The organism is Pedococcus sp. P5_B7 (assembly GCF_054049895.1).
Genome location: NZ_JBFULM010000006.1, coordinates 304536 through 326277 on the forward strand (window position 1 = coordinate 304536; position 21742 = coordinate 326277).

20 protein-coding genes are annotated in these 21742 nt (G+C 70.8%); all 20 read right to left on the reverse strand.

Features of this window, described 5'->3' with window-relative positions; translation table 11 throughout:
* Positions 1–7 precede the first annotated feature (7 nt).
* Entirely contained in the window at positions 8–1231 is a 1224-nt protein-coding gene (locus ACXJKD_RS15250) for a hypothetical protein (protein WP_457255456.1), read from the reverse strand.
* On the reverse strand, positions 1228–1968 hold the full coding sequence (locus ACXJKD_RS15255; RefSeq protein ID WP_457255457.1) for an ATP-binding cassette domain-containing protein: 741 nt from the start codon (positions 1966–1968) through the stop codon (positions 1228–1230). The genes ACXJKD_RS15250 and ACXJKD_RS15255 overlap by 4 nt, the downstream gene beginning before the upstream one ends.
* A complete protein-coding gene (locus ACXJKD_RS15260) occupies positions 1965–2411 on the reverse strand; it encodes a hypothetical protein (protein WP_457255458.1) in 447 nt (148 codons plus the stop codon). Before ACXJKD_RS15260 ends, ACXJKD_RS15255 begins: the two co-directional genes overlap by 4 nt.
* Before the next feature lie 248 nt (positions 2412–2659).
* A complete protein-coding gene (pyk, locus tag ACXJKD_RS15265; protein WP_457255459.1) occupies positions 2660–4111 on the reverse strand; it encodes a pyruvate kinase in 1452 nt (483 codons plus the stop codon).
* A gap of 94 nt (positions 4112–4205) precedes the next feature.
* Positions 4206–5660 (reverse strand): glutamate synthase subunit beta, encoded by a 1455-nt coding sequence (locus ACXJKD_RS15270; protein ID WP_457255460.1) that lies wholly within the window; start codon positions 5658–5660, stop codon positions 4206–4208.
* A complete protein-coding gene (gene gltB, locus ACXJKD_RS15275) occupies positions 5653–10227 on the reverse strand; it encodes a glutamate synthase large subunit (protein WP_457255461.1) in 4575 nt (1524 codons plus the stop codon). The genes ACXJKD_RS15270 and gltB overlap by 8 nt, the downstream gene beginning before the upstream one ends.
* A gap of 110 nt (positions 10228–10337) precedes the next feature.
* The gene (lgt, locus tag ACXJKD_RS15280; protein ID WP_457255608.1) at positions 10338–11189 is read right to left on the reverse strand and encodes a prolipoprotein diacylglyceryl transferase; all 852 of its coding nucleotides are present in this window, start codon (positions 11187–11189) and stop codon (positions 10338–10340) included.
* 24 nt (positions 11190–11213) lie between these two features.
* On the reverse strand, positions 11214–11894 hold the full coding sequence (locus ACXJKD_RS15285; RefSeq protein ID WP_457255462.1) for a hypothetical protein: 681 nt from the start codon (positions 11892–11894) through the stop codon (positions 11214–11216).
* 203 nt (positions 11895–12097) lie between these two features.
* The gene (locus tag ACXJKD_RS15290; protein ID WP_457255463.1) at positions 12098–12877 is read right to left on the reverse strand and encodes a DsbA family protein; all 780 of its coding nucleotides are present in this window, start codon (positions 12875–12877) and stop codon (positions 12098–12100) included.
* Complete coding sequence (locus ACXJKD_RS15295) at positions 12874–13437, reverse strand: DoxX family protein (RefSeq protein WP_457255464.1); 564 nt, start codon at positions 13435–13437, stop codon at positions 12874–12876. Before ACXJKD_RS15295 ends, ACXJKD_RS15290 begins: the two co-directional genes overlap by 4 nt.
* A 1-nt stretch (position 13438) precedes the next feature.
* Positions 13439–14257: a tryptophan synthase subunit alpha gene (gene trpA / locus ACXJKD_RS15300; RefSeq protein ID WP_457255465.1), complete on the reverse strand. Its 819-nt coding sequence runs from the start codon at positions 14255–14257 to the stop codon at positions 13439–13441.
* Positions 14254–15540, reverse strand: a complete 1287-nt coding sequence (trpB, locus tag ACXJKD_RS15305; RefSeq protein WP_457255466.1) for a tryptophan synthase subunit beta — start codon at positions 15538–15540, stop codon at positions 14254–14256. The genes trpA and trpB overlap by 4 nt, the downstream gene beginning before the upstream one ends.
* Positions 15537–16328, reverse strand: coding sequence for an indole-3-glycerol phosphate synthase TrpC (trpC, locus tag ACXJKD_RS15310; protein WP_457255467.1), 792 nt, complete (start codon positions 16326–16328; stop codon positions 15537–15539). Before trpC ends, trpB begins: the two co-directional genes overlap by 4 nt.
* Positions 16329–16398: 70 nt before the next feature.
* Positions 16399–16656: an HGxxPAAW family protein gene (locus tag ACXJKD_RS15315; RefSeq protein WP_457255468.1), complete on the reverse strand. Its 258-nt coding sequence runs from the start codon at positions 16654–16656 to the stop codon at positions 16399–16401.
* Between the two features lie 82 nt (positions 16657–16738).
* Positions 16739–17338: a Trp biosynthesis-associated membrane protein gene (locus tag ACXJKD_RS15320; RefSeq protein WP_457255469.1), complete on the reverse strand. Its 600-nt coding sequence runs from the start codon at positions 17336–17338 to the stop codon at positions 16739–16741.
* On the reverse strand, positions 17335–18888 hold the full coding sequence (locus tag ACXJKD_RS15325) for an anthranilate synthase component I (protein ID WP_457255470.1): 1554 nt from the start codon (positions 18886–18888) through the stop codon (positions 17335–17337). The genes ACXJKD_RS15320 and ACXJKD_RS15325 overlap by 4 nt, the downstream gene beginning before the upstream one ends.
* Positions 18885–19250, reverse strand: a complete 366-nt coding sequence (gene hisI / locus ACXJKD_RS15330) for a phosphoribosyl-AMP cyclohydrolase (RefSeq protein WP_457255471.1) — start codon at positions 19248–19250, stop codon at positions 18885–18887. Before hisI ends, ACXJKD_RS15325 begins: the two co-directional genes overlap by 4 nt.
* A gap of 142 nt (positions 19251–19392) precedes the next feature.
* The gene (locus ACXJKD_RS15335) at positions 19393–19956 is read right to left on the reverse strand and encodes a hypothetical protein (protein WP_457255472.1); all 564 of its coding nucleotides are present in this window, start codon (positions 19954–19956) and stop codon (positions 19393–19395) included.
* On the reverse strand, positions 19940–20512 hold the full coding sequence (locus ACXJKD_RS15340) for a CDP-alcohol phosphatidyltransferase family protein (protein ID WP_457255473.1): 573 nt from the start codon (positions 20510–20512) through the stop codon (positions 19940–19942). The genes ACXJKD_RS15335 and ACXJKD_RS15340 overlap by 17 nt, the downstream gene beginning before the upstream one ends.
* A 55-nt stretch (positions 20513–20567) precedes the next feature.
* Positions 20568–21653: a hypothetical protein gene (locus ACXJKD_RS15345; RefSeq protein WP_457255474.1), complete on the reverse strand. Its 1086-nt coding sequence runs from the start codon at positions 21651–21653 to the stop codon at positions 20568–20570.
* Positions 21654–21742: the final 89 nt, after the last annotated feature.

Below are 21742 nucleotides of genomic sequence, written 5' to 3' on the forward strand. Positions count from 1 at the left end.
CCTGCCCCTACTGGTTGCTGAACGATGGTGGCACCTTCGACAGGTCGCACTCCTGGAGCGCCGTCGCCGCCTGCGTGACCAACGCTCGCGACTCCTCGGCGCCCTTCGAGGTGAGGAGTCGGCCGTAGGGCTCGGCAGTCTTGCCGGTGATCTCCGTCATCACATAGGACTCCACCAGCGCCTCGCTGTAGAACCACGAGTACGGCGGCGGCTCGGGGCCAGACCACAGCCTGCAGGACTTGGGGGCAACAACTTCGCCCAGCACATCTCCCAGCACCAGTGGGGAACGAAGTTTGTCGGAGATCAGCATCAAAAAGTCCATGTGGTCCCTGCCGGGTTGCCACATCACGAAGCGGCTCGGTGACCGGACCCCGAGCTCGCGAAGCACCGCGCCGGTCTCACCGGCCATCTGGGCGGCTCGCTCAGCCCGGGCCCGGAACTCCGGCGGCGCACACACGACGACGGGCGTGCTGGTGCAGATGTCCGTGCGACCAGGCACGACCCGGTAGCTGTCGTCGGTCTCGAAGACCAGCGCGCCGACCACCAGGGCCAGGGCCACAGCCGTGAGCAAGCCGGCTCGGCGACGTCGGTCGGTCACGAGCAGGGCGATGATGGGGGCTCCGACGAGCACCATCCAGACCAGTCGCTTCGCGAAATAGGCCGGGTTGGCGACGGTCCCCAGCATCGTCCCGCTGGAGGTGTACTCGGCCAGGCCGGTGACGATCACCCCCATTCGGTCGAGGATGAGCACCGCGACGGTGAGCAGGGCCGCCACCACCGACCCCAGCCAGGACCTCAGCACGACCCCCAGGGCGTACCCGACGACGAAGACGAGCAACGCTCCGCCGGTCTGGGTGAGGGCCGGCCACGGCGTGGCGTTGGGGATCGACGGCTCACTCCACCGGGAGGTGAGCACGACGAACAGGTTGCCCACGGCATACAGCGCCACGACGGGGACGGCCCACGCCGCGAACGTCGCGCAGAAGTGCCGCCACCGCTGTCGGCCGGCGGGGATCAGGGTGAGGATGCCTCCGACGTCGCGCCAGCCGACGACGGCCGCGCCACCGGTGAGCAGGGGAAGGACGAGGACCTGGGCGACCCCGATCGTCTCCTGGCCCCAGAGCGGGTCACCCACCCAGCCGGCGTCGCGCCCCGACAGCACCGTCGCCATCGCCACAAGCATCAGCCCGGTCACCAGCCACGGCATGCCCTTGCCCCACTGTGCCCTCATGCGCTGCGCTCCTCGGGCTCGATCAGGCCGAGCAGGAAGCTCTCGGCCGACTCGGGGGCACGACCCAGGTCGGCGCGCAACAGGTCGCCCTCGAGTGCCGGGCCGACCACGCCGGCCTGGACGGTGACCATCTGGTCGCAGAACTCGAGGGACGCGGACGCCTCGTGGGTGGCGACCACCACCGGCAGCCGCTCCGAGAGCTCGCGCATCAGCTCCCAGATGCTGCGCGCCGCGCCGACGTCGAGGGAGGCGGTCGGCTCGTCGAGCAGCAGGACTGTCGGCGAGCCCAGCAGGCACTGACCGACCAGCGCTCGCTGCTGCCAGCCACCGCTCAGCTGCCGCATCGGGATGAACGCGTGCTCGACGAGCCCGGCCAGCGCGAGGGCCGACTGCACCTCGGGCTCGCGATCACGGCGCCGGACCCCACGCAGGGCGGCGAGGTAGCGGTAGAGGTCGACCACCGACGAGGCGTTGGCCAGGCGAGCGACCTGCGGCAGCACGGTCGTCCGGTCGGCGAGCTCGACCTCGCCGCGGGCGGGACCGAGCTGCCCGGAGAGCAGCTGCAGGAGCGTCGACTTGCCCGCCCCGTTGAGACCCACGACCGCAGTCAGCCCGGGCCGGGTGCGCCAGTCGGGGCAGGCGAGCACGAAGCTGCCTCGCCGGACCGTGACGTCCCGCAGCCGAGGGCGGAGGTCACCCTCGTCGCCCTCGACTGCGAGCTGATCGGCCGCAGTCACCACTTCTGGTTGGTCCAGGCGCTGCCCTTGCACACGTCCGGGCTGAGGTTGTCGTCCTGGCAGGCCTCGCCACGGAGCTCCGCGGCGTCGTACATGGTGTTGAGGTTGCCGTTGACGAACTTGTCCACCCACACGGCCTTGTAGTTGTTGACCCCCCGCGCATCGTGGGGACCGTCGAACTGCGGGACCGTGTAGTTGTAGTGGATCTTGGCGTAGGCGGGACTGCCACCCGGACGTGGGTCGGACGAGGTGGCGTGTCCGCCGATCACGTCGAGCCCGTAGTCGACCCCCACGGTTCCCTTGCCCTGCGCCACCAACCTCCCACCCTCGTAGGCGTTGACGATGCCCCAGTTGTAGTAGTTGGCGAAGGCCGGTGCCGCCAGCACCGTCAGCCCGAGACCGCACACCACCGGGACGGTTGCCCAGCGCTTGATCGATGTCATGAATATCCCCTCTACCTGGAAGAGCCCACCGGGGAGGCAGAAGCGCCCCACCGGCCGGGCCGTGCCCCAGCAGAAGCCACCCACGGGAGCCGGTGTCCAGCGCCCGCGGACGGCTCCGCTCACCCTTGAGACCCGCCCCGTTCGAACGCGGCCATACAACCACAGTCGGCTATGGTTGGCTAGGTTTCTTCCACAGTCTTCGACGAGAAGGGGTCAATCGAGCGTGACAGAACCGGCCAGGGCGAGGCTCAGTCGTCGAGGTCCTCGTAGGCGGGGGCCACCTTGTTGATGGCGTCGCCCATCTTGTGCACACGCAGCGCGTTGGTGGAGCCCGGGATGCCGGGGGGCGAGCCGGCCACGATGACGACGAGGTCGCCCTCCTGCGCGCGACCCGAGGCGAGCAGCGACTTGTCGACCTGCTGGGCCATCTGGTCGGTGTGCCGGGCCATGGGGACGAGGAAGGTCTCGATGCCCCACGCCAGGGACAGCCGCGAGCGGGTGTGCGGTTCGGGGGTGAACGCCAGCATGGGGATCCGCGGACGGATCCGCGACATCCGCTTCGCGGTGTCACCGGACTGGCTGAACGTGATGAGGTACTTCGCGCCGAGCAGCTCGCCGATCTCGACGGCCGCTGCGGCCACGGCGCCACCCATCGTGTGGGGCTTGGTGCCCAGCGGACGGATCCGCTCGAGCCCGTGCTCCTCGGTGCTCTCGATGATGCGAGCCATCGTCTGCACGGCCACGATCGGGTAGGCACCGACGCTGGTCTCGCCCGAGAGCATGAGCGCGTCAGCACCGTCGAGGACGGCGTTGGCGGCGTCGGAGGCCTCGGCGCGGGTCGGGCGGGGGTTCTCGATCATCGACTCGAGCACCTGGGTGGCGACGATGACCGGCTTGGCGTTGCGGCGCGCGATCTCGATGGCTTCCTTCTGGACGATCGGCACCTCCTCGAGCGGCAGCTCGACGCCGAGGTCGCCACGAGCCACCATCACGCCGTCGAACGCCTCGATGATCTCGACGAGGTTGTCGACCGCCTGCGGCTTCTCGATCTTGGCGATGACGGGCAGCCGGACCCCGACCTCGTCCATCACGGCGTGGACGTCGTCGAGGTCGGCGGCCGAGCGCACGAAGGACAGCGCGATCATGTCGGCGCGCAGCCCGAGGGCCCACCGCAGGTCTTCCTTGTCCTTCTCGGACAGCGCGGGCACGGACACCGCGACGCCGGGGAGGTTGATCCCCTTGTTGTTGGAGACCGTGCCGCCGACGGTGACGACACACGTCACGTCGGTCTCGCTGACGGCGGTCGCCTGGAGGCAGACCTTGCCGTCGTCGATGAGGAGCAGGTCGCCGGGGCGGACGTCGCCGGGCAGGCCCTTGTAGGTCGTGCCGACCTCGGTCACCGAGCCCTCGACGTCGCGGGTGGTGATGGTGAACTCGGCGCCGTTGACGAGGTCGACCGGGCCGTCCTTGAAGCGCGCGGTGCGGATCTTGGGACCCTGCAGGTCGACCAGGACACCGACCGCGTGACCGGTCTCGTCACTGGCCCGGCGGATCTCCTGGTAGATCTTCTCGTGGTCGGCGTACTCGCCGTGCGAGAGGTTGAGGCGGGCCACATCCATCCCCGCGTCGACGAGCTGGCGGATCCTCTCGGGAGTGGATACAGCCGGGCCCAATGTGCAGACGATCTTGGCGCGACGCATGTCCTCGACCTTATCGGTCGACCCACCCGGAACGTGACCCCGGTCACCCTGCGGACAGCCGAGCTCCGGGTATGCCGCGGGCCCGCCGCTGGGGTCAGACGACCAGCGGGCGGTCGTTCGGGTTGATCGGGCGCGGCAGCGCTGTGGCGCCGGTCAGGAAGCGGTCGACCCCGGCCGCGGCAGACCGGCCCTCGGCGATGGCCCACACGATCAAGGACTGCCCACGACCGGCGTCACCGGCCACGAACACACCGGGCACCGACGACATGTAGTCCTGGTCGCGCTTGACGTTGGAGCGCTCGTCGAGCTCGACCTCGAGCTGCTCGACGACGCCCGGGCCCTGCGGGCCGAGGAAGCCCATCGCGAGCAGGATCAGCTGGGCCGGCAGCACGCGTTCGGTGCCCTCGACCTCCTCGAAGCCCCGGTCGCCCATGCGCACGTCGACGACGCGGATGCCGGACACCCTGCCGTCCTCGCCGAGGATCTCCTTGGTGGAGGCGGCGTAGACGCGCTCGCCACCCTCCTCGTGGGCCGACGCGACGCGGAACAGCATCGGGTAGGTGGGCCACGGCTGACCCGCGACCCGCTCCTCACCCGGCTGCGGCATGATCTCGAGGCTGGTGACCGAACGGGCGCCCTGGCGGTGCGAGGTGCCGATGCAGTCGGCGCCGGTGTCGCCACCGCCGATGACGATGACGTCCTTGCCCTCCGCGGTGACCTGTCCCTCGACGGTCTCCCCGAGCGCGACCCGGTTGGCCGGCGGGAGGAAGTCCATCGCCTGCATGACGCCGTCGAGCTCACGCCCGGGCACGGGCAGCTCGCGGGGCACGGTGGCCCCGATGGCCAGGACGACCGCGTCGTAGCGGTCGCGCAGCTGCTTGCCGGTCACGTCGCCACCGACGTCGACCCCGCTGCGGAAGCGTGTCCCCTCGGCCTCCATCTGGGCGATGCGACGGTCGAGGACCGACTTCTCCATCTTGAACTCGGGGATGCCGTAGCGCAGCAGTCCACCGGGCTTGTCGGCGCGCTCGTAGACCGCGACGGTGTGGCCAGCCCGGGTGAGCTGCTGGGCCGCAGCCAGGCCCGCCGGACCGGAGCCGACGACGGCGACGGTCTTGCCGGAGAGCCGCTCGGGCGCCTGCGGCTGGACGTAGCCGGCGTCGAAGGCCCGGTCGATCGTCGTGACCTCGATCTGCTTGATGGTCACCGCGGGCTGGTTGATCCCGAGGACGCAGGCCGTCTCACAGGGGGCCGGGCAGAGCCGACCGGTGAACTCCGGGAAGTTGTTCGTGGCGTGCAGGCGCTCGATGGCCTCGCGCCAGTCGCCCTTCCAGGCGAGGTCGTTCCACTCGGGGATGAGGTTGCCCAAGGGACAACCGCTGTGGCAGAACGGGATCCCGCAGTCCATGCAGCGCCCGGCCTGACGCTGGAGCTGGCCGAGCTCCTGCTCCTCGTAGACCTCTTTCCAGTCCCTGATCCGGACCGGCACGGGGCGACGGGCGGGCAGCTCGCGCTCCCGCGTCTTGAGAAAACCTTGGGGGTCAGCCACGGGAGGCCTCCATGATCCGCTCCCAGACCTCGGAGCCGTTGACGTCTAGTCCCTCCGCCTCGGCGGCGGCGCGCACGTCGAGGACGCGCTGGTAGTCACGTGGGAGGACCAGGGTGAACCGCGACCTGGCCGACTCCCACTCCTCGAGCAGCCGGGCCGCGATGGGCGACTCGGTCTCCTGCAGGTGCTGGGCGAGCAGCTCGCGCACGACCGTTTCGTCGTCGGGACGAAGCCCGGACACGTCGACGAGCTCGGGGTTGACCCGGCCCACGTCGAGGTCGAGGACGTAGGCCACTCCCCCGGACATGCCGGCCGCGAAGTTGCGCCCGGTCGGGCCGAGCACCAGGACGATGCCACCCGTCATGTACTCGCACCCGTGGTCGCCGACCCCCTCGACGACGGCGGTCGCACCGGAGTTGCGGACGCAGAAGCGCTCGCCGACCAGCCCACGGAGGAACAGCTGCCCCGTGGTCGCGCCGTAGCCGATGACGTTGCCGGCGATGACGTTCGCCTCAGCCTGGAGCGGGGCCGCGCGGTCAGGGCGCACCACCACGCGACCGCCCGACAGACCCTTGCCCACGTAGTCGTTGGCGTCGCCGACGAGCCGCAGGGTGACACCCCGCGGGAGGAACGCCCCGAGGGACTGACCGGCCGAGCCGGTCAGGGTCAGGTCGATCGTGTTGTCGGGCAACCCGTCGGGATGGGCCTTGGTGACCTCGTGGCCGAGCAGCGTGCCGATCGTGCGGTTGACGTTGCGCACCGCGACCTCGCCGAGCACCGGGGTGCCGTCGTTGATGGCCTCCCGCGCGATGGTGATGAGGTGGTGGTCGAGGGCCTTCTCGAGCCCATGGTCCTGGGTCGTGGTGTTGCGGCGGGCTGAGCCGTCAGGGCTCTCCACGTCGGCGAAGATCGGCGCGAGGTCGAGCCCAGCGGCCTTCCAGTGGTTGACGGCGCGGGTGGCGTCGATCGCCGACACCTGGCCGATGGCCTCCTCGATGCTGCGGAAACCCAGGGCCGCCAGGTGCTCGCGGACCTCCTCGGCGATGTACTCGAAGAAGGTCTCGACGAACTCGGGCTTGCCGGAGTAGCGCGCGCGCAGCTCCGGGTTCTGGGTGGCGATGCCGACCGGACAGGTGTCGAGGTGGCAGACGCGCATCATGATGCAGCCGCTGACGACGAGCGGAGCCGTGGCGAACCCGAACTCCTCGGCGCCGAGCAGGGCGGCGATGATCACGTCGCGCCCGGTCTTGAGCTGACCGTCGCACTGCACGACGATGCGGTCGCGCAGACCGTTGAGCACCAAGGTCTGCTGGGTCTCGGCGAGGCCGATCTCCCACGGGCCGCCGGCGTGCTTCAGCGAGGTGAGGGGCGAGGCGCCGGTGCCACCGTCGTGGCCGGAGATGAGGACCACGTCGGAGTGCGCCTTGGAGACACCTGCCGCGACCGTGCCGACCCCGATCTCGGAGACCAGCTTGACGTGGATCCGGGCCTCCGGGTTGGCGTTCTTGAGGTCGTGGATCAGCTGGGCGAGGTCTTCGATCGAGTAGATGTCGTGGTGCGGCGGCGGGCTGATGAGACCCACGCCGGGCGTCGAGTGACGGGTCGTGGCGATCCACGGGTAGACCTTGTGACCGGGCAGCTGTCCACCCTCACCGGGCTTGGCCCCCTGCGCCATCTTGATCTGGATGTCGCCCGACTTGGTGAGGTAGAGCGAGGTGACGCCGAACCGGCCGGAGGCGACCTGCTTGATCGTCGACCGCCGCTCCGGGTCCATCAGGCGGTCGACGTCCTCGCCGCCCTCGCCCGTGTTGGAGCGTCCACCGAGGCGGTTCATGGCGACGGCCAGCGTCTCGTGGGCCTCCTGGCTGATCGAGCCGTAGGACATCGCCCCGGTGTTGAAGCGCTTGACGATCTCGCTGATCGGCTCGACCTCGTCGATCGGCACCGGCTGCCGCGGCGAGGCGCCACCGAGGTTGAACAGGCCACGCAGCGTCATGAGCCGCTCGGACTGCTCGTCGATGCGCGAGGTGTACTGCTTGAAGATGTCGTAGCGCCGCTGCCGCGTCGAGTGCTGCAGGCGGAAGACGGTGTCGGGGTCGAACAGGTGCGGCTCACCTTCGCGTCGCCACTGGTACTCACCGCCGACGCCGAGCTTGCGGTGCGGGAGCCGCACCCCGTCCGGGGGGTATGCCGCGGCGTGCCGGGCCGCGGTCTCCGCGGCGAGGACGTCGAGGCCGACGCCACCGAGCTGGCTCACGGTGCCCGTGAAGTAGCGGTCGACGAGCTCCTGCGAGAGCCCGAGGGCCTCGAAGACCTGGGCGCCGCGGTAGGACGCGACGGTGGAGATGCCCATCTTGGACATGACCTTGAGGACGCCCTTGCCGAGCGCCTTGATGAGGTTCTTGACGGCCTGGTCGGCGGTGACGCCTTCAATGGCGCCAGACCGCACCAGGTCCTCCACCGACTCCATGGCGAGGTAGGGGTTGACCGCCGCCGCGCCGTAGCCGATGAGAAGGGCGACGTGGTGGACCTCGCGCACGTCGCCGGCCTCCACGACGAGCCCCACGAGGGTGCGGGTCTTCTCGCGGATGAGGTGGTGGTGGACGGCCGAGGTGAGCAGCAGCGACGGGATCGGCGCGTAGTCGCGACCGGAGTCGCGGTCCGAGAGCACGACGAAGCGGGCCCCCTGGGCGATCGCTGCCGACACCTCGGCGAAGATCTCCTCGAGCCGCGCGGTCATCGCAGCGGCCCCACCCGTGACGTCGTAGAGCCCGCGCACGACGTGGGTCGCGTAGCCCGGCAGGTCGCCGTCGGCGTTGACGTGGACGATCTTGGCGAGGTGGTCGTTGTCGATCACCGGGAAGGGCAGGACGACCTGGCGCGCGTGCGCGGGGCCGGCCGAGAGGGCGTTGCCCTCCGGACCGATGACGGTGCCCAACGAGGTGACGAGCTCCTCGCGGATCGCGTCGAGCGGTGGGTTGGTCACCTGGGCGAACAGCTGGGTGAAGTAGTCGAAGACGAGCCGCGGGCGGTCCGACAGCACCGCGATCGGGGTGTCGGTGCCCATCGAGCCGAGCGCCTCTCCCCCCGTCCTGGCCATCGGCGTGAGGAGGATCTTGAGCTCCTCCTGCGTGTAGCCGAAGGTCTGCTGGCGCCGCGCCACCGAGGCCGCGGTGTGCACGATGTGCTCGCGCTCGGGCAGGTCGTCGAGGTGGATGAGGCCGGCGTGCAGCCACTCGTCGTAGGGGTGCTGGGCCGCCAGCGACGACTTCACCTCGTCGTCGGACACGATGCGGCCGTGCTCCGTGTCGACGAGGAACATCCGCCCCGGCTGGAGCCGTCCCTTGCGCACGACACGGGTCGGGTCGAGGTCGAGGACCCCCGACTCGGAGGCGAGGACGACGAGGCCGTCGTCGGTCACCGAGTAGCGCCCGGGACGTAGGCCGTTGCGGTCCAGGACGGCGCCGATGAGCGATCCGTCGGTGAAGGTCACGCAGGCCGGACCGTCCCACGGCTCCATGAAGGTCGAGTGGAACTCGTAGAACGCCCTGCGGGCGGGGTCCATCTCGTCGTTGTTCTCCCACGCCTCCGGGATCATCATGAGGACCGCGTGGGGCAGCGGACGTCCGCCGAGGTGCAGCAGCTCGAGCGCCTCGTCGAAGGAGGCCGAGTCGGAGGCCTCGGGCGTGCAGATCGGGAACAGCCGGTCGAGGTCACCCGGGATGACGTCGGAGACCAGCTGGCTCTCGCGGGCGCTCATCCAGTTGCGGTTGCCCTTGACGGTGTTGATCTCGCCGTTGTGGGCGATCAGCCGGTAGGGGTGGGCCAGCGGCCAGCTCGGGAAGGTGTTGGTGGAGAACCGCGAGTGGACCAGCGCGAGCTGGGTCTCGAACCGGCGGTCGGACAGGTCGGGGAAGAACGGCTCGAGCTGCCCCGTGGTGAGCATGCCCTTGTAGACGAGCGTGCGACACGACAGGGACGGGAAGTAGACCTCGGTCTCGCGCTCGGCGCGCTTGCGCAGGCAGAAGGCGAGACGGTCGAGCCCCAGGCCGACCATGCGGCCGACCGCAGCCGAGACGAACAGCTGCCGGAAGAACGGCATGCAGTCGCGGGCCGCCTGGCCCACGAGCTCAGCCGCGACCGGCACGTCGCGCCACCCCAGGACGGTGAGCCCTTCCTCAGCTGCGAGCTCCTCGATCCGGGCGACCACCTGGGCACGTTCGGTCTCGTCGGTCGGCAGGAAGGCGGTGCCCACGGCATACGCGCCGTTGACCGGGAGGTCGAACTCGACGACCTCGCGGAAGAACGCGTCGGGGATCTGGGTCAGGATGCCGGCACCGTCGCCCACGAGCGGGTCGGCGCCGGTGGCGCCGCGGTGGTCGAGGTTGCGCAGGGCAGTCAGGGCGTGGTCGACGATGTCGTGACCTGCGCTTCCCCGCATCGTCGCCACGAGGGCCACGCCGCAGGCGTCGTGCTCGTGCTCGCGGCGGTAGAGGCCCGTGTTGGCGGGCTGGGCGGAGAAGCGCGCAGGAGTCACGTTCGGGTCACCGTCCTTGGGGGGAGTCAAGTGCGTTGTGGAACCCAAGTTGGGCACACCATTTCACGCGCGTGGACGGCCTTGGCCACGGCTGCAGGAAGGATAGCCGGTGGGCCGTTTGTCCCGCCATGTGAGCCGACCTATTCCGTATGTTGAGACGCGACCTCTCGGGGAACCGCCACCTCGCGGCGCCTCCCGAACCAGACGATGGCGATGCCGAGCAGGAAGACCAGAATGCTCGTCCACACGTTGACCCGCACGCCGAAGATGGTGTTGGCCTCGTCGCTGCGCATCAGCTCGAAGACGATCCGGCCCATCGGGTAGCCGATGACGTAGAGCCCGAAGAGCTGGCCCTTGCGCAGCGCCCAGCGGCGGTCGGCCAGCACGAGGAAGAGGGCGAGGAGCAGGCACCAGAGCGACTCGTAGAGGAAGGTCGGCTGGAAGGTGCCGAGCACGATGGCCTTGCCGTTCGTGTCGCGCACGGCGTGGCCGGCGGACTGGTCCCACTCGTGGATGGTCAGGCCCCACGGGACGTCGGTGGCCCGGCCGTAGAGCTCGTTGTTGAACCAGTTGCCCCAGCGGCCCAGCGCCTGCGCGACGGCCACCCCTGGGGCAGCGGCGTCGATGTAGTCGAGGAAGGGCACCCCGTGGCGGCGGGCGCCGACCCAGGCCCCGAGCGCACCCAGGGAGATGGCTCCCCAGATGCCGAGGCCGCCCTCCCAGATGTATAGCGCCTTGAGCGGGTGACCGCCCGCGCCAAAGTAGGGCTCGGGCGTGGTGATGACGTGGTAGATCCGGCCGCCGATGATGCCGAACGGGACCGCCCAGGCCGAGATGTCGACGGCCTTCTCCTTGGCGTGGCCCCGGTCGACGAGGCGCCGACCGGTGATCCAGACGGCCACGACGATGCCCGCGAGGATGCACAGCGCGTAGCCACGCAGCGGGAACGGCCCGAGGTGCCAGACCCCGGAGGTCGGGCTGGGGATCACCATGGTCACGCAGGTGAGGCTATCCAGTCACGGGCGTGGGAAGTACGGCAGGTCGGGGTACAGGTCCGCCAAGGCCTTCGTGAGACAGTCCCGACCGGCTTGAACCCGCTCGCCCTGAGCCTCCCCCCGCACCGCGCCGACCATGCCACCGAAGTCGGCGATCCCCTGCACCGCGTATCCCCGCTCGCCCATGCACTGCTGCATCGCGGAGGCCAGCCGCGGCTCCATGTGGGGCGGTGTCTCGGCCGCGTACACGGCCGAGACCGGGAACCAGTACTCCTCTTCGCAGGCGTCAACCCGCTCGGCCTCCCCGTCGGTCATCGCGTCAAGGGTCGGCGCCGTGGTGGGCGTCGCGGAAGTCGTCGGTGCGGTGGTCGTCGCCCCCACCCTCGCGTAGGTGAAGATCCGGCTCGTGCCGGTGACCGGGTCCCAGACCGACGTGGTGACGGCGAAGCCGGCTCGGCGCATGCACTGCGCGTACCCCTCCCAGGCAGCATCCACCTCGCTCCGCGTCACGTGGCCGTCGGCGAGAACGGCCCGCTGGGGCGAGTCCGGGTCCAGCTCGTCGACGATGCGCCGCAGTTGCGCCCGCCCGACGCGGTAGACCCCGGGGTCGGTGTAGGTCGCCACCGCCCGCCCCTGCACGGCGGGCGGCTCGTCGACCTCAGGTCCACACGCGCCGGTCAACGCGAGCACGAGCAACGTCACCGCCGCCCCCCACGGCCGACGAGCCGCCGCCCGACGATCTCGATGCGTCATCTACTGGGGCGTGAGCACGGCCAGGGCCGCGGCCATGCGACCATAAATCTTTCTGGTAGTTATAGTCATGTGGATGACTATAACTACCTATATATGGGCAGTCCTCCGGTCGTCCACAGGCCCGCCCACCAGCGGTGGGCGGCTCGGTGCTGCTACTTCGTCGCCGCCTTGACCGCCGCGGCCAGCTTGTCGCGGGTCAGGCCGCTGAGGTCGACGACCGTGCCGTCCAGCTTGACCGTCGGGGTGCCGTTGACGCCGTCCTTCTCCGACTGGGTCTGCACGGACTCGACCCACTGGTTGTGCGACTTCGCCGTGTAGCACTGCTCCCACGTCGTCAGGGTGGGACCCGTGAGCCCCGCCTGCACCGCGAACTGCCTGAGCTGGGCATCGGTGTAGCCGGCGCCCTCGGTCTTCGGCTGACCCTGGAAGGTGGCCGCGTGGTACTGCAGGAACTTGTCCGCGTCAGCGGCGCACGAGGCGGCGTTCGCGGCGCGGTTCGAGGAGTCGTTGCGCAGGTTGTCGTCGAGGAAGGACAGCGGGTGGGCGACCAGCTTCACCTGGTTGGCCTTGACCAGGTCGACGATCTGGAGCCCGAAGATCTCCTCGAACCGCGCACAGACCGGGCACTGGAAGTCCTCGTACAGGTCGAGGGTGGGCACGTTCGCGGGCGCGCCGGGGTTCACGACCAGCCCGGCGCCCATCGCCGCGACGTTCTTGGGGAGCACCGACCCGCCCGCGGTGGTCGCCTCCTTCTTGTCGCTACTGCCCAGGATCACGGCGGTGATGACCGCTGCGAGCACGACCACGACGACCACGGTCGCCACCACGATGCGGTTCGCTCCCCCGCTCCCACCGCTCTTGGCGTTGCGGATCCCGCCCTTGGGGGCGGCCGCCTGGATCTTCGCCTTGCGGCTGGCGCTGCTGCTGGTCATGCGTGGGGCTGCCTCTCGTGGTCCGGGCTGGCCGGGTGGTTCTCGTGGTCTGGGTGGGAGCCGTCCGGGTGGTCCGAGCCGAGTGGGTCGCCGAACAGGGTCCGCTCGAGGCTGAGGGCCGACCGAGGTCGGACCATCAGCCACAGGGCGCAGGCGAGCAGCCCGACGTCGCGGGCGATCTCCTGCGGATACTGCGTCTGGGAGGCCGCAATGGTTCCCCCCTTGCCGAAACAGCCGCAGTCGATGGACAGGCCGCGCGCCCAGGCCGAGGCGATCCCGATGATGAAGACCACCATCAGGAAGTCGCCCACCACGGCGCTGAACCGGGTGAACAACCCCAGGACCAGCAGCACGCCGATCGCGACCTCGAGGATCGGCAGGCCGTAGCCGAGGTAGCCGGCCACGTCGTAGGGCAGCAGCTGGTAGGCGCGGACCGACCTCGCGGACGTCTCGAGGTGGCCGACCTTGAGCAGTCCGGCCACGAGGACCACGCCACCCAGGACCAGACGGGCGAGCAGCCCGATGACGTCGCGGACCCGCGGGGCCGACAGCGCGCTCATGTCAGCGACCGCTCCGGACGCCTTCGGCCAGCTCACCGACCAGGGCGCGGAGCGAGGCGATGCCGGAGGCCGGGTCGTCCGCCTCGGTGAGGCACCGCACGAGCGCCGAGCCCACGATCACCCCGTCGGCGTAGGCGGCGACCTCGGCCGCCTGCGACCCACCGGAGACCCCGAGGCCCACGCACACGGGCTTGTCGGTGACCGCCTTGGTCCGGTTGACGATGACTGCCGCGGCGTCGCCCATCGACGTCCTCGCGCCGGTCACGCCCATGTGCGACACGGCATACACGAAGCCACGGCACTGGGCGGTCACGGCGGCGATGCGCTGCTCCGTGGAGCTCGGGGCGACGAGGAAGACCCGGTCGAGACCGGTCTCTTCGCTCGCCGCGATCCACTCGGCGCCCTCGTCGGGGATGAGGTCGGGGGTGATGATGCCCGCGCCACCGGCGGCCGCGAGGTCACGCGCGAAGGCGGTGGGCCCGTGGCGCAGGATGAGGTTCCAGTAGGACATCACCAGCGGCGGAGCCCCTGCGTCGCGGACGGCTCGCGTCGCGGTGAAGGCGTCGGCGACGTGGACCCCGCGCTTGAGGGCCTGGTCGGCGGCATAGGCGATGACCGGACCGTCCATGAGCGGGTCGCTGTAGGGGATGCCGACCTCGACGATGTCGACACCCGCCTCGACCATCGCGACCATCGCCTCGATCGAGCCCTCGACCGAGGGGAACCCGACGGGTAGGTAGCCGACGAGGGCGGCGCGGTTCTCCGCGCGGCACTGCTCGAGGACGCGACCGACCCCGATGCCCGTGGTCGTGGAGCTCACAGCTGGGTCCTTCCGTCGCCCTCGGCGCGCGGCTCGTCGGCCGCGCCGCCGGGGACCGTGCCGCTGGGGGTCGCGTCGCCGTCGATGAGGCCGAACCACTCGGCAGCCGTGTGCATGTCCTTGTCGCCACGCCCCGACAGGTTGACCAGCAGCAGGGCGTCGGGGCCGAGCTCACGACCGACCTCGATCGCCCCGGCGAGGGCGTGCGCCGACTCCAGCGCCGGGATGATGCCCTCGGTGCGGCACAGGAGCTCGAACGCCTTCATGGTCTGCTCGTCGGTCGCGTAGCGGTACTCGGCCCGCCCGGTGTCGCGGAGGTGGGCGTGCTCCGGGCCGACGCTCGGGTAGTCGAGTCCCGCCGAGATCGAGTGCGACTCGAGGGTCTGGCCGTCGTCGTCCTGCATGAGGTAGCTAAACGTGCCGTGCAGCACCCCGGGCGAGCTGGCCGCGAACCGCGCTGCGTGCCGGCCCGACTCGATGCCCTCTCCCCCGGCCTCGATGCCGATCAGCCGCACCTCGGCGTCGTCGATGAACCGGTGGAAGATGCCCATGGCGTTGGATCCGCCACCGACACAGGCGATCACGGCGTCGGGAAGGCGTCCGGTGAGGTCGAGCACCTGGGCGCGCGCCTCGACCCCGATCACCCGGTGGAAGTCACGGACCATCTCGGGGAACGGGTGCGGACCCGTCACGGTGCCGAGGATGTAGTGGGTGTTGCCGACGTTGGTGACCCAGTCGCGCAGGGCGTCGTTGATGGCGTCCTTGAGGGTCGCGCTGCCGGTCGGGACGGCGACCACCTCGGCGCCGAGCATCCGCATGCGGGCGACGTTGAGGGCCTGCCGCTCGGTGTCGACCTTGCCCATGTAGATGACGCACTCGAGCCCCATCAGGGCGGCTGCGGTGGCGGTCGCGACGCCGTGCTGACCGGCGCCGGTCTCGGCGATGACGCGCGTCTTGCCCATCCGCTTGGTCAGGAGGGCCTGCGCCAGCACGTTGTTGATCTTGTGGGAGCCGGTGTGGTTGAGGTCCTCGCGCTTGAGGATGATCCGGGCGTCGCCGGCGTGGGCGGCGAACCGCGGCACCTCGGTGATGATGCTCGGACGGCCCGTGTAGGTGCGGTGCAGGCGCTCGAGCTCGCCCATGAACTCGGGGTCGACCATCGCCTTGCGGCGCGCCTCGTCGAGCTCCTCCAGCGCGGGAATGAGTGCCTCGGGCACGTAGCGGCCGCCGAAGTCGCCGAAGCGTCCGGGACGGGCCAGCGGCTCGGGGGTCAGGCCGGTCATGGTGTGGCTCCCGCCGCGATGAGTTCGTATGCCGCGCGGCGCGGGTCGCTGCCACGCACCAGTGCCTCGCCCACCAGCACGGCGTCGGCGCCTTCACCCGCGAACCGGGCGGCGTCCTCCGGTCCACCGACTCCGGACTCGGCCACCTTGACGCAGGTGTCCGGGATCAGGGGCGTGAGCCGGGCGAAGGTGTCGGGGTCGACGGCAAGGGTCTTGAGGTTGCGGGCGTTGACCCCGATCACCGAGGCGCCTGCGTCGACGGCCCGGCGGGTCTCGTCCTCGTCGTGCACCTCGACGAGCGCGGTCATGCCCAGCTCGTGCGCCAGCCCCTGCATGCGGACGAGGTCGTCCTGCCCCAGCGCCGCGACGATGAGCAGGATCAGGTCGGCACCGTGGGCGCGGGCCTCGAACAGCTGGTAGTCGTCGACCATGAAGTCCTTGCGCAGCACCGGGATCCGCACTGCCTTGCGCACCGCGTCGAGGTCGTCGAGCGAGCCGTGGAACCGGCGTCGCTCGGTGAGCACGCTGACCGCCGTGGCTCCACCCGCCTCGTACTCCGCGGCCAGGGCGGCAGGGTCGGCGATCGGTGCCAGCGCACCCTTGCTCGGGCTGGCTCGCTTGACCTCGGCGACCAGCGCCAGACCCGGACGTCGGAGGGCTGCCTCGGCGTCGAGGGCGGGGGCGGCTGACGCCGCCAGCTCCTCGATGCGGTCACGGCCGACGACCGCCTGTGCGCCGGCGAGGTCTTCGCGGACGCCGGCAACGATGTCGTCGAGCACGGTGGGCATGTCGACAGGCTATCCAGCGGAACTGGGAGCTCCGTGCTGGGGTCAGCCGGTGGACGGGTGGCCCTCCGTGTTACTTGACGCCCACCTCGGGCTTGTTGCTGTCGGGGCTGTCCGGACCGTCGAGCGAGGTCGCGCCGTAGCCGGCGAGTGACAGCACCTTCCCGGCCACCGCACCGATGACACAGATGACCATGCCGATGACGAACACCGCGGTGTTCGCGATGGCGACGCCCCAGGCAGCAATGGCCGACCCGAGGAGGATGACGCCGACTCCCGTCCACGCCGCGAGGCTGTGTCCGTGGTCTTCGTGGATCTCTTGCTCTGCCATCGGCTTGGCTCCTGCTGGTGGTCGTGGTCGTGTGGGGTGGGCGCGGTGGGTGCGGGTCGCGGCCGGGTCGGCACCCATTCTGTCAGGTGGCTGCGCCGCCGTCGCGCAGCGTGGGGTCGTCACCGGCATCCAGCCGGTCCCAGTCCGTCGCGACGCGCTGGCCCCGCGCGCCCGCGGACGTCGTGGGGGCCTCGTAGCGGGCGCCCAGCCCCCGCCAGCGGGAGGCACCCAGCCACCCCGCGACGGAGGCGAGCAGGAGCAGCCCGCCGGCGACCACACAGATCCAGGGCCACGCGGTGATCGTGGCGTGCGTCTCGATCGACCCCGTCCGCCCCGCGGCCTTGGCGGCGATGGCGCCCAGGGGGTCCTCGGGCGCCAGGGCGACGCGCGCGGCCACCACCGCCTCCGCGATGCCGGCAAGGGCCAGCACGGCCAGGGTGAGGCGGCGCACCAGCGCACCGCCGGTGGCGCTGGCCAGGGCAGCCGCGGCACCGACGAGGGCGAGGGCGATGACCCCCGAGGCGACCTCGGTGCCGGTGCCGGAGATCCTGCTCGCCCCGAGCACGGCGTCGTCCACCGTGCCGTTGACCCACACCCGGCCGCCACTGGACAGCAGGATGCCGGAGCCGAGGAGGGCCAGCAGCACCACCGCGAGCTTGGAGGTCAGCCGGGAACGGTTCACTCGACGGTCCTCAGGGCGGCGGCCGTGGCCACGGCACGCAGCGCCGCCGCAGCCTTGTTGACGGTCTCCTCGAACTCCGAGGTCGGCACCGAGTCGGCGACGATCCCGGCGCCGGCCTGGACGTGGGCGGTGCCGTCCTTGATGACGGCGGTCCGGATCGCGATGGCCATGTCGAGGTCGCCGTGGAAGTCGAGGTAGCCGACTACTCCGCCGTAGACCCCACGACGGCTGGGCTCGTAGTGCTCGATCAGGCTGAGCGCCCTGGGCTTCGGGGCACCGGACAGGGTGCCGGCCGGGAACGTCGCGACGAGCACGTCATACGCGGACTGGTCGGGGCGGATGTCGCCGACGACGGTGGACTCGAGGTGGGTCACGTGCGAGTAGCGGCGGACGTTCATGAACTCGACGACGTCGACCGTGCCCGCGGCGCACACGCGCTGGAGGTCGTTGCGGCCCAGGTCGACGAGCATCACGTGCTCGGCCCGCTCCTTGGGGTCGGCGAGGAGGTCCTCGGCGAGGCGCTGGTCGTCCTCAGGGGTCTTGCCCCGAGGACGTGAGCCGGCGATCGGGTGGGTGATGGCGCGACGGCCGGTCACCTTGACCAGGGCCTCCGGTGACGAGCCGACCACGTCGTAGGTCGTGCCGTCGCCTGCCGGGAGCCGCAGCAGGTACATGTAGGGACTGGGGTTCGAGGAGCGCAGTGCGCGGTAGACGTCGAGGGCGTCGGCGGGGCATGGTGTCGAGAACCGTTGCGACAGAACGACCTGGAAGACCTCCCCCGCCCGGATGTCCTCCTTGGCCTGCTCGACCATCTCCTCGAAGTGGGCCTGCGTCAGGTTGCTGCGCACCTCGTCACGGGCCGCGGCGAAGGCGACCCGGTCCACGGTGGCGACCGTCGACGCGGCATCGGCCGCGAGGTCGCTCGTCATGGCGTCGAGCCGGAACACGGCGTCGGCCCAGGCGTCCTCGACGCGCTCGTCGGTGGCGTCGTAGTTCACGGCGTTGGCCACGAGCAGCACCGAGCCGTCCGCGTGGTCGAGCACGGCGAGGTCGGTCGCGAGCATCATCGAGATCTCGGGCAGTCCGAGCTCGTCGGGCAGGGTGGCCGGCACCTTCTCCCACCGGCGCACGGCGTCGTAGGTGATCGCGCCGACCATGCCGCCGGTCAGCGGAGGCAGGCCCTCGATGGGTTCGGTGGCGAGGGCGGCCACGGTGTCGCGCAGTGCTTCGAGGGGGTTGCCGTCCGTGGGCACGCCCACCGGCGGCTCGCCGACCCAGTGGGCCTGACCGTCGCGCTCGGTCAGCGTCGCCCGACTGGCCGCACCCACGATGGAGTAGCGCGACCAGACGCCGCCGTGCTCGGCGGACTCGAGCAGGAACGTGCCGGGCGCGTCCTTGGCGAGCTTGCGGTAGACGCCGACCGGCGTCTCGGCGTCGGCCATCAGCCGGCGCACCACCGGGATGACCCGCCGGTCCTTGGCCAGGATCTGGAAGGTCTCGAGGTTCGGCCAGGTGGTGCCGAACGACAGGTCGGGGCTGACGTCCGTCACGGCTCGACCACGCTCGCCCCGAGGTCGCCGGCGTCGAAGCAGGTGCGGTCGCCGGTGTGGCACGCGGCACCGACCTGGTCGACCTTCACGAGCAGCGCGTCACCGTCGCAGTCGAGCGCCACCGAGCGCACGTGCTGGACGTGGCCGCTGGTGTCGCCCTTGCGCCAGTACTCTCCCCGGCTGCGCGACCAGAACGTCACGCGTCCCTCGCCGAGCGTGCGGCGCAGCGCCTCGTCGTCCATCCAGCCGAGCATCAGCACCTCACCGGTGTCGTGCTGCTGGACGATGGCCGCCACGAGGCCCTGCGCGTCACGCTTGAGGCGCGCGGCGATGGCCGGGTCGAGGACTGCTGGCGAGGTCACCCGGCCATTCTGCCGTGCGTGCGTCCGAACGGTCCGCGCCGCCCACCATCCGACGCGTGGCCGGTGCCCGATGCCGCCCATCCGCCCGGCCGCCCATGAGCACGGGGGATGCCGCGTGCCGGCGCGCCGCGCCGCACGACCCTCAGGTGACGAGGTGGGCCACCGGCCAGGCGATCAGCGCGAAGCGCGCCAGCCGTCCGGTCAGGCACCCGGCGACGAAGAGTGGCAGCCGAAGCCGCGCAGTCCCGGCCACGACGCTGACCGCCGCCAGAGGAGGCAGTCCGACCGTCGCGCTGAGGAGGACGACGGAGGTGCCGGGTAGCGGCCGGGCGAGCAGCCGCACGAGGCGTTCGGGCCGAAGCCACACCGGGACCCGTGCCCCGTGCCCCACTGACCACGGTCGGCGGGTCCTGCCACCGCTGCGAGCCCGTGCGCGGGCGCGCACGCGGTCCACGACTCGTCCGACCCTGCCGTCGGGGTGGAGGCGGTGCGGCCCTTCGCGGGCCGTGAGGTAGATCAGCACCTTGGCGAAGCACTGCCCCACGGTGAGGCTGACGGCCAGGCCCAGCCAGAGGTGCGGGTTGCCTGCGGTGGCCGCCGTGAGCAGGGCCTCCGCGTTGATCACCGGGACCAGTCCCGAGACCGCACCAGCGCCCAGGGCCCCGAACAGGAGACCGGCACCCGCGAGCTCACCTGCAGCGCTCATGGCTCACCTCCCGGGTGGTCTTGCTGACGAGCTGGTGCAGGCGGAAGCAGGACCACACCTTGGCCGCGAGGACGGCGGCCGCGAAGAAGGTCGCCACCCCCACCTGACCAGCGAGGCAGGCCAGCACGATGCAGGAGGTGTTGAGTGCTTTCGCCGGGCGGGACCAGTTCCACCGCCAGAGGAGCAGGTCGACGCCGTGGAAGTCGTTGGGGCCCAGCACCTCGAAGGCCAGGAACCCGAGGGAAAGCATGGTGTCCACGACCGCGAACTCGATGACGTAGATCGCCATGGGTACGGCGAGGCGCGGGTCGAGTGCGACGAAGCAGGCCACGCAGGTGAGGCTGTTCGCCCGGTCGGCGACGATGTCGAACACGGCACCGATCCGCGTCTCGAGGCCCATCCGGCGGGCCACCTCGCCGTCGGCCATGTCACCGACCCAGTAGACGAGGTAGGACGCGACCAGCAGACCGGGGCTCGCGTGGGCCAGGGCTGCCATGGCGAGGACGAGCGAGCCGACCGTCCTCAGCAGGGTGATGGCGTTGGGAGCCGTGAGCACGGGTTCGTGGTCGATCCCTCTGGGGCTGGGGGCCACCGCGGCGGGTGACCACACCTCAGCCCAGCGCACGAGCCCACTCCCCCAGCTGGGCGTCGGGCGCCGACGGACGGGCGAACTGGGTGACCGCGCCGGAGGCATCGACGAAGGCGACAACTCCCTCGTCCCAGGCGTTCTGGTTGCCGCGGTTGGCCGCGGAGTCCAGGAACCAGACCGCGGACAGGGGCACGGCGGCATACCCGACAGGCACCCCGAGGTCGCCGACCTCCGACTCGATCTCGGACACGGGCCGGGGGTTGAACTTGTCTCCGGACGGGTCGCTGACCAACCCGAGCAGCGTTGGGGGCGAAGGGTTTCGCGCGACGATGGGCTTCAGCCGCCGCACGGTGGCAGACACCTGGGGGCCGGTGCCGACCACCAGCACGAGCGGCTTGCCCTGGTAGTCGGCCCACGCCAGCTCCCCGCCGCCGAGTCGTTCCACCGTGAAGTCGGGGACCGTGGAGTTGCCCAGAGCGTCCGGACCGCCGCCCAGCTCGTGAAACACCTCCTTCCCGGGTGTGGTGCCGCAGGCCTCGTCCATCCACCCGGCCGCCTCGGGGGTCGGTGGCGGCAGTGACCCGACCGGCGTCGAGTCGCCTACCCGCCGCAGGGCGGAGAGTGCTCGGACGGCCGGCGCGATCCCGTCATCGCCAGGCCGCTCGCGGAAGTCGGAGAGGGTGATCACGAGCTCACCGGTGACCAGGGTCAGCTCACCCATGACGACACCGGCAGGCACGCCGAGCTGTGGCTCGAGGCGCCGGCAGGCGATCACCTCCACGTCCGGCCGCCAGTCGTTCGTGGAGACGACGACCGGGTCCGAGCACCCACCGTCGCCGGAGGACTCGCAGGTGCCGTAGTCGGCCTGGACCTGGAAGGACGGGGCGTTCTCCTCCACGAGGTCGAGCACGGTCAGCGGGAGGTCGTCGTAGGAGGAGCCCAGGTAGTAGGCCGGTTTGCCGGCGGCCCCTATCTGGTCCACCGCCGCACGGAACTCGTTGCTGCTCAACGATTGTCCGGCGGTGAAGCCGCCGCCCTCGCCGCACGCGGCCAGGGCCAGCACGAGGACGACAGCAGTCGTCGCAGGGAGCAGGGTGGGCGGTCTCATCGAAGGTCCTCTCGTTGCCCCTGCTCTGGGTGGATGGCTGCAGCGTGCCGCTCCGGGACGGCCAACCGCGTCGCCGGTGGAGTCCGACC